The sequence below is a fragment of the Thalassotalea euphylliae genome (genome assembly GCF_003390375.1).
Taxonomy (GTDB): domain Bacteria; phylum Pseudomonadota; class Gammaproteobacteria; order Enterobacterales; family Alteromonadaceae; genus Thalassotalea_F; species Thalassotalea_F euphylliae_A.
Genome location: NZ_QUOT01000001.1, coordinates 2283144 through 2295076 on the forward strand (window position 1 = coordinate 2283144; position 11933 = coordinate 2295076).

At 44.9% G+C, this 11933-nt stretch carries 9 protein-coding genes; 6 read left to right on the plus strand and 3 right to left on the minus strand.

The window, feature by feature from the left end:
- Positions 1–129 precede the first annotated feature (129 nt).
- The gene (locus DXX94_RS10080; protein ID WP_116015567.1) at positions 130–2358 is read right to left on the minus strand and encodes an EAL domain-containing protein; all 2229 of its coding nucleotides are present in this window, start codon (positions 2356–2358) and stop codon (positions 130–132) included.
- Positions 2359–2457: 99 nt separating this feature from the next.
- Positions 2458–3687 carry an imidazolonepropionase gene (hutI, locus tag DXX94_RS10085; RefSeq protein WP_116015569.1) on the minus strand — a complete coding sequence of 410 codons (1230 nt, stop codon included), beginning with the start codon at positions 3685–3687 and terminating at the stop codon, positions 2458–2460.
- Between the two features lie 224 nt (positions 3688–3911).
- Here hutI and hutC point away from each other — a divergent pair, with 224 nt between their 5' ends.
- The 6 genes from hutC to DXX94_RS10115 all read left to right on the plus strand — a co-directional run bounded on the left by hutC (position 3912) and on the right by DXX94_RS10115 (position 11424).
- Positions 3912–4619, plus strand: coding sequence for a histidine utilization repressor (hutC, locus tag DXX94_RS10090; RefSeq protein WP_116015571.1), 708 nt, complete (start codon positions 3912–3914; stop codon positions 4617–4619).
- A 46-nt stretch (positions 4620–4665) separates the two neighbouring features.
- Positions 4666–6375: a urocanate hydratase gene (gene hutU, locus DXX94_RS10095; protein ID WP_116015573.1), complete on the plus strand. Its 1710-nt coding sequence runs from the start codon at positions 4666–4668 to the stop codon at positions 6373–6375.
- A gap of 170 nt (positions 6376–6545) precedes the next feature.
- Entirely contained in the window at positions 6546–8090 is a 1545-nt protein-coding gene (gene hutH / locus DXX94_RS10100; RefSeq protein ID WP_116015575.1) for a histidine ammonia-lyase, read from the plus strand.
- A gap of 419 nt (positions 8091–8509) precedes the next feature.
- The gene (locus tag DXX94_RS10105; protein ID WP_115998741.1) at positions 8510–9391 is read left to right on the plus strand and encodes a flagellar motor protein MotB; all 882 of its coding nucleotides are present in this window, start codon (positions 8510–8512) and stop codon (positions 9389–9391) included.
- Between the two features lie 83 nt (positions 9392–9474).
- The gene (locus tag DXX94_RS10110) at positions 9475–10260 is read left to right on the plus strand and encodes a MotA/TolQ/ExbB proton channel family protein (protein WP_181901530.1); all 786 of its coding nucleotides are present in this window, start codon (positions 9475–9477) and stop codon (positions 10258–10260) included.
- A 426-nt stretch (positions 10261–10686) separates the two neighbouring features.
- On the plus strand, positions 10687–11424 hold the full coding sequence (locus DXX94_RS10115) for a helix-turn-helix domain-containing protein (RefSeq protein WP_116015577.1): 738 nt from the start codon (positions 10687–10689) through the stop codon (positions 11422–11424).
- Between the two features lie 122 nt (positions 11425–11546).
- Here the strand turns inward: DXX94_RS10115 and DXX94_RS10120 are convergent, their stop codons facing one another.
- A complete protein-coding gene (locus tag DXX94_RS10120; RefSeq protein WP_147302266.1) occupies positions 11547–11843 on the minus strand; it encodes a hypothetical protein in 297 nt (98 codons plus the stop codon).
- Between the last annotated feature and the right edge of the window lie 90 nt (positions 11844–11933).

Below are 11933 nucleotides of genomic sequence, written 5' to 3' on the forward strand. Positions count from 1 at the left end.
CAATCGAGTAAGTACTAACACAAATGACAACGAGGGCAGGAAAACAGCTCTCAAGTACTCGCCTCATAATCTACTCTCGCTCATAACTTACTTGAGCTCATAGCGTACTTGGGCTCATATGAATGAGTATTACATATTCAATGTGCTATTTCGAGTATGGGCTGACGGGTAGCGTTTAAACCAAGTTTCTGTCCAAGTCGCGATATCAGCTAATTGAATCGGTGGGCTCATCGCGTCGCCTTCAACCGCTTGACCACCCATAGCTCGGTAATGTTCTAACCCTTGTTTGCTGTTTACGTGGCTTCCGACAAACGATAGTTTCATAGTTCTTGCCAAGCTCACCAATGAGTTAACAATCGCCTTTTCTGCACTGCCGGCTTCAGCCAAACATAACGGTTCGCAACTAATGTTTACTTGGTCGACAGACAATTTACGAATATAGCGAAGCGATTCATAGCTGCCATCAAAGTCGGCAATACAAATTTTCACTTCTAGCGCTTTTAGTTGATCGATCAAGTTTTTAGCTTGCTCACATGCCGCCTGCATAACTGGTTCACTCATTTGAATAACCAGATATTTAGCCGAAATATTGTAGGTCGCGATTTGTTGTTCAATGAATTCCGCTAAATCAGGCTCCAACAGCTTTTCGCTTAATACTGGAATGCCTATTGGTTGATAAATATTTAGCTTTTTCAACTCAAAGAGTGCTTTAAAGGCATGTACGATCATTTTCTTTGACAGCGTGAATATTTCGCCACTTTGCTCGGCAACATCAATAAACTCCTCTAATGGCAGGTTTTCACCATTGTAATACCATGTCGCAACTTGGCTAAAACCGCGAATTTGGTGATTGCCTAAATCAATTTGTGGCAATAACTGACACTGTACTTTGTCCTGCTGAATATCGAGCTTTAGGTGCTCCATTCGCTGCAATTGTTGATCACTATGCAGCGCAACTTGTGCATCAAATTCTACCCATAGCGCATTGCGACGTTGGGCTTCCATCACAGCATCACCGGCATGCGCGATAACTTCAGCTAACGTTTGGCCATGCTCGTTGGTATAGGCAACACCGCAAGCTAGTTCAAAACGAAGGGAAAAGCTTTTAAAGCTCATCGCCGGAGGCACTGCGCCAGCTAATCGTCGACAAAGCTCGTCAACAACGATTTCTTTACTATGAGTTATTTTGTTCAAATCCACTGCCAGCATAAAGTGTAAGCTCGGTAACCGAGCAAGCTTGGCATTAATATCTGAAAAGTCGAAGTTCATCAGATAATTGAGTTCGGCGACTTCTCGCTTAAGGCAATATGCCAACTGGAGTAATAAGAGGTCTGAATTTTGATGGCCTAACACACGGTTCACGTCGGTGAAGTTTTTTGGCTTAACCACAACCACAGCAAAATCGGTTAGCTGGTTTTGGAAGCTTAGCTGCTCGAAGCGTAAAATTGCTTGTTGATATGAAGGTAAATTCGTAGCGGGGTCATGTGTGAAGCTAAAAATTTGTTCATCAGTGAGCTGTTTAGCATTCACTTCTTTTTGCTCACTAATGAGCTGGTAAATACGTTGCACCAACTCCCAATTCGAATTGATTAGCGCCCCACAAAAGCTTAACACAAAGCTAATAACTAACCATTCAAGCTCAACCTGAGCGTGCAAATAGAAGAAGATAACGCCGCAAAACATGCCCACCAGCAGCCATTGTCCGACCAGTCGAATAACATGCTCAGGTGCTATTTTTGCCATCATGGCAATTTGCACTGCGCCGGTAAACAACACCAACGCCACAAACGCGAGCCAACCAATGTAAGCATCAATACTCGGGATTAACCAAATGGTGCCAATATATATAACACTGGCGGCAATCAGTACCTTCTCACCCAATTTAACGTGGGCAAAATATTCGCTTTCATGATCCACAAACAGCATATTTGTACTCGCAAATGACCACAAATACACCAAGGCAATACTGGTGATAGCAAAGCTCAGCACCGCTGGTGCTTGATTGTCTGTTAAATAGTTTAATGAATAGAGAAAGCCAAGTGCGCTAAGCATTAACGCACTAAAGTACCACCATGGGTTAGGCACTAACCGACGCACCAGCAACACGACCAATAACATTGGCAGGCTAAGACCCAGTACAAAGGCAATATTAAAATCAATAAACGTAAATGAATGGGATATAACGCTTGCGCCATCAACTTCGGTGGCTAAAAGAGGTATACTAGCCGACGCAGAAAAGCTCAATAAACCCATAACGAAAAGCATTGACCACAGTTGGCAACAAAGTGAAACCAAAGAAGCAGGGGTAAGTTTTGCAACTAACCTTTGATAAACTGAACGACCACTTAACAAATCCATCTTCCATCAAACACTTAACTTAGCCTTGTCGATAAGTCTAGACTAATCAAATGCATTAAATTTGTACAGTGGTCATTCGGCTATGCCGTCTAGCTGTAATTATTTTACTTTTTCACCATTAATAAATAAGGCTGACAATGAGTTAACACCAAACTGATAGCAAAGTTCCGCTGGTTGGTTAATGTTCCACAGGGCGATATCGGCATCAAACCCTACTTTGAGCTGACCTTTGGAGTCAGCTAAGCCTAGCGCCTTAGCACCATGGCAAGTCACCCCAGCTAACGCTTCTGCAGGCGTTAAACGGAACAAAGTACACGCCATATTTAGCATTAAAGTTAGGGAAGAAAAGGGTGACGTCCCAGGGTTCACGTCAGTGGCAACAGCCATTGCAACTCCGTGCTTTCTCAGCAATTCTATGGGCGGTAATTGCGTTTCACGAAGAAAATAAAAGGCACCAGGTAATAGCACGGCCGTCATGCCAGCGTGTGCCATCGCTTCAACGCCCGCTTCGTCCAGAAACTCAACATGATCAGACGACAGCGCATCATAACTTGCTGCTAATTCACTTGCCCCTAAATTAGACAGCTGCTCTGCATGCACTTTTATCGCTAAGTTATGCTGTTTGGCTGCATCAAATACTTGTTTTGTTTGCGCTAACGTAAAACCCACACTTTCACAAAATACGTCAACGGCATCTGCTAAACCCTGCTGTGCGACTGCAGGCAGCATTTCATTGCAAACCAGCTCGATGTAGTCGTCTGCCCTGCCTTGAAATTCGACCGGTAAGGCGTGTGCACCGAGGAAGGTTCGTTGAACATTAACCGGAAACTGCTCAGCTAACTCGCCTGCTGTGCGTAACATTTTGATTTCTGTTTGAGTATCTAAGCCATAGCCAGATTTAATTTCTATGGTTGTTACACCTTGCTCGAAAAGCGCTGCTAGCCTTGGTTTACCTAACTCGACTAATTCTGCTTGCGAAGCGCTGCGCGTGGCGGCAACCGTTGACACAATACCGCCGCCAGCATTAGCAATTTCTTCGTAGCTTTTACCTTGTAAGCGCATTTCAAATTCGTTGGCACGGCTTCCACCAAACACCAAATGCGTATGACAGTCTATCAGCCCAGGTGTCAACCATTTGCCCTGACCATCAATGACGGTTAGCTGCTTAGCATCATAGCTTGGTAGATCAGCCATTGCGCCCAACCACGCTATTTTGCCATTCGCAATTGCTAATGCGCCGCCTTTAATCTCACCATAGCCGTTACCGCCCTCAGTCATGGTGGCGATGTTGACGTTTGTAATAAGTTGCTGCCAGTGGTTTGCTGTCATTATCTTTATATTCTCTTCATCAAAAGTTACGGCTGTTTGCTCAAAAGCCCATATGCCAAGTATATCTGTAACAGCGCTATCATTTATTCGAACTATAGTTGAACAATAAAATCGACACAATACTTGTATATACAAGCATTGTTATTTTTTTAAAAACATGAGATTGTATATACAAGTTAAATTTATCGACTACAGTACGTATCGTTATGGCGACCAGCAAAGGGATGACAACCACTAAGTTTGGCATCATCAAACAGTTTATTTTAAATAAGATCGAATCTGGCCAATGGCCGCAGCATGCCAAAGTACCGTCAGAAAATGAGCTAGCTGAACAATTTACTGTTAGCCGGATGACAGCTCGTCGCGCCTTACAAGAGTTGACCGAGCAAGGGGTGCTGGTGCGCTCGCAAGGAGCTGGCACCTTTGTCGCCACCTTCAAATCACAATCGTCGCTGTTAGAAATCAAGAATATCGCGGAAGAAGTGCAATCACGCGGACACGAATACCAAGCCAAACAACTGGTGCTGGAGTCGATTGGTGTTGATGAAGAAATCGCGATTCTGCTGGCCTGCCAACCAGGCGACAAGGTATTTTATTCTGAAGTACTGCACCTAGAAAACAACCAGCCTATTCAACTAGAGCAGCGCTATGTCAGCAGTGCCTTAGTCCCTAATTATTTGGCACAAGACTTTAACCAAATCACACCACACGAATTTTTATCATCGGTTGCGCCATTAACCGAAGCAACCCATGAAATTGAAGCTATATTGGCAAGCGAATCAGTTTGCCAACAATTAAACATTACTCATCACCAGCCGTGCCTTAGGGTTAGACGCCGTACTTGGGCGCGCCAAGGGGTGGTGAGTGTCGCTATTTTAACGTCGCCGGGCGATAAGTATCGCCTCGGCGGCCATATTGTTATTAACGATTAGCCAAGCGCTGATGTTGATAGCCATTACACATTTATAGGAGCAGACCATGTCAAATGATCCTCGCCTTGACCCTAGATTAGACAAGAGCCGCAAAATTAAAGCGGCAACTGGCAGCGAAATTACCGCAAAAAGCTGGTTAACCGAAGCAGCTAAGCGCATGCTAATGAACAACTTGGATGATGAAGTAGCTGAGCACCCACAATCACTTGTGGTTTACGGTGGTATTGGCCGTGCCGCTCGTAACTGGGAATGCTACGACAAGATTGTCGAAACCTTAGATCGTTTGGAAGACGATGAAACATTACTGGTGCAATCGGGCAAGCCGGTAGGTGTTTTTCGCACCCACAGCGATGCACCACGAGTATTGATTGCCAACTCTAACCTAGTACCAAACTGGGGCAATTGGGAGCACTTCAACGAGCTCGATAAGCAAGGCTTAATGATGTACGGCCAGATGACGGCGGGCTCTTGGGTTTACATTGGCTCACAAGGTATTGTTCAAGGTACTTACGAAACTTTTGTCGCGATGGCAAAACAACATTTTGGTGGGGACGCCAAAGGTAAGTGGGTACTTACTGGCGGCCTTGGTGGCATGGGTGGTGCACAGCCACTAGCTGCCACTATGGCCGGTTACAGCGCATTAGTGGTTGAGTGTGACGAGTCACGCATCGATTTTCGCTTAAAAACTCGCTACGTCGATAAAAAAGCAACAAGCTTAGACGAAGCGTTAGACATTATTAATACCGCATGTGCAAACGGTGAAGCTATCTCTGTTGGCTTACTTGGTAACGCCGCTGATGTTTTCCCTGAACTAGTAAAACGTGGTATCACGCCAGATGTAGTAACCGATCAAACCTCGGCACACGATCCACTGAACGGCTACTTACCACAAGGTTGGAGCATGGAACATGCTGCCGCAATGCGCCAGCAAGACGAAGCTGCGGTAGTCAAAGCGGCGAAGCAATCAATGGCAGTGCAAGTACAGGCGATGCTGGACTTACAAGCCGCCGGTGCTGCAACAACTGACTACGGTAACAACATTCGCCAAATGGCACTGGAAGAAGGCGTTGCCAATGCCTTTGATTTCCCGGGCTTTGTACCTGCCTATGTACGCCCATTATTCTGCGAAGGTATTGGCCCATTCCGCTGGGTTGCATTGTCAGGCGATCCAGAAGATATCTACAAAACCGACCAGAAAGTTAAAGAGCTGATCCCAGATAATCCACACTTACACAACTGGTTAGATATGGCGAAAGAGCGTATTGCGTTCCAAGGTTTACCAGCACGTATTTGTTGGGTTGGCTTAAAAGATCGCGCCCGCTTAGCGTTAGCCTTCAATGAAATGGTTAAAAATGGCGAGCTAAAAGCGCCAGTAGTGATTGGTCGCGATCACTTAGACTCTGGCTCAGTTGCCTCACCAAACCGCGAAACCGAAAGTATGTTAGATGGCTCAGACGCAGTTTCTGACTGGCCATTATTGAATGCTCTGCTATCAACCTCTGGCGGTGCTACTTGGGTTAGCTTACATCACGGTGGTGGTGTTGGCATGGGCTTTAGCCAACATGCTGGTGTGGTGATTGTGGCTGATGGCACTGACGAAGCAGCCACCCGTTTAGGTCGCGTTTTATGGAACGATCCGGGTACCGGTGTAATGCGTCATGCCGATGCTGGTTACGATATCGCCATCAAATGCGCGCAAGAGCAAGGCTTAGACTTGCCAATGATTGACGGTGCTAATGGCAAGCCACGCGCTTAACAGTCAACACTAAATAATCAGCACTTTTAAAAGCTGCAATATAAGCTTGATACTGAGGCTGATATCACGGCTGATGTAAAAAGTTATCTAGCTTGAGCAGCTCTGGCGGTCATCAATAAGATGCCGCCAGACTTGTTCATTTTTATCGCTACAGAATTAGAGGTAAGACAATGTCTGTCATTACTGAACTCAACATTATTCCCGGCCAACTGAGCTTGGCGCAATTACGTGCGGTTGCCAAATATGATGGCATCCACTACACCCTTGATGAATCGGCCTTTGACGCCATTAATCAAAGTGCCCAAGCGGTGCAAGAGGTGATTGAAAAAGACCAAGTGGTTTACGGCATCAACACTGGTTTTGGCTTACTGGCCAGCACTCGCATTAAAAAAGAAGAATTAGAACTGCTGCAAAAATCTATCGTGCTATCGCATTCATCAGGTTTTGGTGAATATATGGAAGATGCCACAGTACGCTTAATGATGGTGCTAAAAATCAACTCACTAGCCCGTGGTTTTTCAGGCATCCGCTTGCCTGTGATTCAAGCGCTAATCACCTTGCTTAATGCAGAAGTTTACCCTTGTGTGCCGAAAAAAGGCTCAGTTGGCGCTTCTGGCGATTTAGCACCACTTTCACATATGGTATTGCCGTTATTGGGCGAAGGTGAAATGTCTTACCAAGACCAAGTGATTCCAGCTGCCGAAGGTCTGAAAATCGCAGGTCTTGAGCCAGTTACCCTAGCAGCGAAAGAAGGCTTAGCGCTACTAAACGGCACACAAGCATCAACGGCATTTGCACTCGAAGGCTTGTTTTACGCAGAAGACTTATTTGCTGCTGGTGTTGCTATTGGCGCGATGTCAGTTGAAGCAGCAATGGGCTCACGCGCGCCGTTTGATGATCGTGTTCATCAAGTACGTGGACAAAAAGGTCAAATTGATGCGGCTCGTGCTTATCGCGAAATCTTAGGCGAGAGCTCTGAGATCGGCCAATCGCATATGGACTGTGAAAAAGTGCAAGACCCCTATTCACTGCGCTGTCAGCCGCAAGTGATGGGTGCGTGTTTAACACAAATTCGCCAAGCAGCGGAAGTGTTACATGTGGAAGCCAATGGCGTAACTGACAACCCGCTGGTATTTGCCAACGAAGGTGACTTTATCTCTGCTGGTAACTTCCACGCTGAGCCAGTGGCCATGGCGGCGGATAATTTAGCGCTAGCGATTGCCGAAATTGGCTCATTATCAGAGCGCCGTATGGCACTATTAATTGATGCTCACCTGAGCAAATTACCGGCATTCTTAGTAGAAAATGGCGGTGTGAATTCTGGTTTTATGATCGCGCAAGTAACCTCTGCGGCATTGGCGTCAGAAAATAAAACCCTTGCTCACCCAGCCTCGGTCGACAGCTTGCCAACTTCTGCCAACCAAGAAGACCATGTTTCCATGGCAGCCTTCGCGGGTCGTCGCTTAGCGGATATGGCAGAAAATACCAACGGCGTATTAGCGGTTGAGTTACTGGCAGCTGCACAAGGCTTAGACTTTAGAACGCCACTGAAAGGCTCTGACAAAGTCGAAGCGGCAAAAGCCATTATTCGCGAATATGTCCCTTACTATGATAAAGACAGATACTTCGCACCAGATATCGCGGAAGCTTCTGGCTGTATTGCGGAAGGTGATTTTAACCACTTGATCCCTGCTGATATTTTGCCAAGCTTCTAGCAATGCCGATGCTTTGCTAAGCCAAACTTAGTCGTTAGCAATAAAGCCGCTGGTAATTCATTACCAGCGGCTTTATTGTACTTTCGCTTTTTACTCTTTTACCTAGTACCACCGCACTTACAAAAACATAATAAAGCTCATAAGATAAGCTAGCTCGCTTTTCCTCCTAAACCTTTAAGCTAAGTCATTGAAGCTAAATCATTGAAGCTAAGCCATTGAACTAATGACTAAATCAATACGTTTGTCATACGGCTGTCGGCATTTTGTCGTAAAGTATTGGTTTACTTTTTTAGCCTGAACAACAAAATTGATTAAAATCAGATTAATGCGCTAACTGGTTGCCAGCTTAGCCACTTTCCCCTTATATTAATCGCCTCCACCTTGAGTAGGCTTTACAAGGAAAACGGACGCAGTAGTTCATGGAAATTCCCGAGTTATTACATCAACAAGATGATCAGCCCTCTGGCTCACCGGCATGGATGGCGACTTTTGCCGATCTGATGTCATTATTGATGTGCTTTTTTGTTTTGCTCTTGTCCTATTCTGAAATGGATGTGCTTAAGTTCAAGCAAATTGCTGGTTCAATGAAAATGGCCTTTGGTGTGCAAAATCAAATTGAGCTACAAGATATCCCCAAAGGTACCAGTATTATTGCGCAGGAATTTTCACCCGGCGAGCCAACTCCGTCGCCCATTAATACCATTACCCAACATACCATCGCTGCCACAGAGCAATCGCTAAAAGTAACGCCCGGCGATCAAGACGCCTCTGGGCTCAAACGAAAAGCTCAAGAAGAAGCGGCGAAGCGCGAGCAAGAGGCGCAGCTTAAACGTATTAATCAACAGCTCGCCCAATATATTGAAGACGGCGCGCTGGAAACCGAAGCTCTGGGCCAGCAAATTATTATTCGGATTAAAGAAAATGGCGCGTTTGCTTCTGGCTCTCCTTATCTGCAAGCTAAGTTTAAGCCAGTGGTGATGAAAATAGCCGAGACCATTGAAGCGATTCCGGGTCATATCAGCATTTCGGGCCATACCGACAATTTAGGTGTTGCAAGCGATATGTATGCCAGCAATTTTGATTTATCCGCTCAGCGGGCATTAGCGGTGGCTCACCAAATGGCAAAGTCAGACACCTTCGACTCTTCGCGAACATCAGTCACTGGTCACGGCAGTAATCGGCCACTGGTACCGAACTCAACGAAAGTAAATCGACGCAAGAACCGTCGTGTCGAAATCGCCATTTTACAAGGTGAAGCACTGACCACCGAGCGAATTAATTTACTCTCGGAAGCTCACTAGTATTCGATGATTAACGAGTTTGCTCGGCGTAGCAATTTTTTCAACTCAACGTTTATTCTCAGAATGACAAACAAGGAACTATTATGGATTTAGGTGCAGTTGGCGGCGTGTTACTGATTATTGTTGCCATCTTTTCCGGATTGTTTTTAGCCAATGCGCCGATGGACACCTATGTCAATGCGCCATCGATATTTATCGTTTTTGTCGGTACCTTTGGCGCGGTATTGCTTAGCCATCGACCCAAAACCTTTTTTAGCTCACTACAGAATATTCGCCATGCGTTTTCACTGACTACCACCAATGTCATTGAAACCATTGAAAGCTGTATTGAACTGGCCGATAAAACCCGTAAAGGGGGCTTTTTAGCGTTAGAAGAAAGCGATGTTGACGATCCTTTCCTAGCTAAAGCGAAAACCATGTTAGTCGACGGTCACTCAGAAGAAGCGGTAAATCTTGCACTGACCAAAGAAATATATCTGACCAAGGAGCGCAACCAGCAATCTATTAAAGTACTGCGCTCGTTTTCAGATATTGCGCCAGCGATGGGCATGATAGGTACGCTAATTGGCCTAGTGGATATGCTGATTGCCATGGAAGACCCTAAGTCAATTGGCCCAGCTATGGCGGTTGCCTTATTAACCACACTTTACGGTGCCTTAATTGCCAATGGTATTACTACGCCACTTGCCAATAAGTTATCTGAGCGTAGTGATGAAATATTAATGCATCAGTCATTGATCAAAGACGCAATATTAAAAATGATGGCGGGCGACAACCCACGGGTGATGTTTGATTACCTGCAAACTTATATTGATGAGAAGCTACGTCGCCCACAAGAGGCGGTTGCAGAAATAGTAAAAGAGGCATAAAAACAGGCGTAAGCTAGGCGATGTACACACTTTACTGCTGCTGTTTTGATTTTCATCAAAACTCGCAAGTTATTGTAAATTAAGCATTGTCATATCATTGTCGCTATAATGACGTAACGAATTCCTTTCTTTTCCTCTAGCTGAGCAGCAAGGTAGTAATCGGAAATTGATGTTGCTGCTTTGGAGTGTAAGTTATGCAAATTTCACCGGAAAGAATAGGGCGTGTTGAATTTTCGAGATTGAATTTTGTTCAATCTAAACACTTTCTGATCGCGGCGCTCGATTTGTCGCATAGTCGTTCTATGTAAAAACCGAGCAACAATGAGCAGGAAGTGTTTAGATGAACCCATAGGGCAGCGTCTGTTTGAACTTTCTACTGCGTTGCCACTTATTAATGGAGAATAACTACACGGCACAAGTGTCGCCTTGTATAAAGCTCAAACAGACTGCTGCAAAAACAACCCTGAAAACTCAATACGCCCTAGATATTTCCGCAAAGAAAATGGCTGGTCACAAGACGTACTGGCAAAAGCGTCTGGCTTAAGTTTACGAACCATTCAACGACTGGAAAAAGACGGTAACGCTTCAAGCGAAACCTTATTGTCGGTGGCCGCCGCCCTTAATAAACCACAAAACGAGCTACTTCATATTTCCGAACAAATTGAAACCTTATGGAAGTGGAGAAGTATTATGCAGAATGTTATCGCACTTATCGTGATTATTGGCGCTATCGGAATGTTGTTTGTGCTTGGCGGCGAACTGGGGATGTTTGCCGATCATTACAGTGCCTTGTTTTTAACCTTGTTTACCTATGCTTGTACGGTCGTTGCGTTTGGGCCACACGGTTTTATTAAATCGATTACGGGTTTGAAATATTTGTTTTCCGAAAATATTCCCGCCAGCAGTTATACCACTCACCTTGCTTATATCTATAAAAAACAGCTAGTGTTTACCTATGCCGGCTCATTTATCGCCTTTATTACGGGGGCTATTGCAATTCTCTCCAACCAAGCAAGTATCGAGTCGTTGGCGGCATTTAATACCGCTTGGGCAATATGTATTCTCATTGTGCTTTATGCCGCTATTGTCGCTGAAGGTGTATTTAGACCACTCATTGCTAAGCTCGATGCTACGCAGTTGATGGCTGAAATAAAGCCAAACTAAGTGACCTCAGGTTAAGTAACACTAGGTTTGGATAAGACAAAAAGTACAATAACAGGTAAAGGTTAGTTATGTGCCTGAGTCCTATGTCCCAAGCCTAGAACTATGTCTAGGAGCTAACACAGCTAATCTATTAACAAAAAACCAATCGAAAGAATCATTGAGATAGAGCATAAGATCAGCACAGGCTCACGAATTGCCATTTGCCCTTTGCGATAACAAGCAAGCGCTTGTTCAACTAGCGCATAAATCAGTAGGCTTAATGCGGCAGTAATAACATGAGTAGCAATTGTTCGAAGCTCGACTGCTTGCTGCCAAAAAAACGTAATACCATGTTCATTCACGTAGAACAGATTAAGTACGGATATATGAGCAAATATCACAAGAAAAAAGCAAGTGTAGCGAATTCGTTTAGTTTTCATCTGACGTTTAATTAGCGTTTGAGGTTAAACCGTCAAGCTAGGCCATTCGGTTAGTGTCGGTTTGCTTAAGTTAGCAATAGCTTAATAAAA

Coding starts and splice junctions, on each gene's coding strand:
- DXX94_RS10120 (WP_147302266.1), bottom strand. CDS start 11,843: ATGAAAACTAAACGAATTCGCTACACTTGCTTTTTTCTTGTGATATTT.
- hutU (WP_116015573.1), top strand. CDS start 4,666: ATGTCAAATGATCCTCGCCTTGACCCTAGATTAGACAAGAGCCGCAAA.
- hutI (WP_116015569.1), bottom strand. CDS start 3,687: ATGACAGCAAACCACTGGCAGCAACTTATTACAAACGTCAACATCGCC.
- DXX94_RS10105 (WP_115998741.1), top strand. CDS start 8,510: ATGGAAATTCCCGAGTTATTACATCAACAAGATGATCAGCCCTCTGGC.
- hutH (WP_116015575.1), top strand. CDS start 6,546: ATGTCTGTCATTACTGAACTCAACATTATTCCCGGCCAACTGAGCTTG.
- DXX94_RS10110 (WP_181901530.1), top strand. CDS start 9,475: ATGGATTTAGGTGCAGTTGGCGGCGTGTTACTGATTATTGTTGCCATC.
- DXX94_RS10080 (WP_116015567.1), bottom strand. CDS start 2,358: ATGGATTTGTTAAGTGGTCGTTCAGTTTATCAAAGGTTAGTTGCAAAA.
- hutC (WP_116015571.1), top strand. CDS start 3,912: ATGACAACCACTAAGTTTGGCATCATCAAACAGTTTATTTTAAATAAG.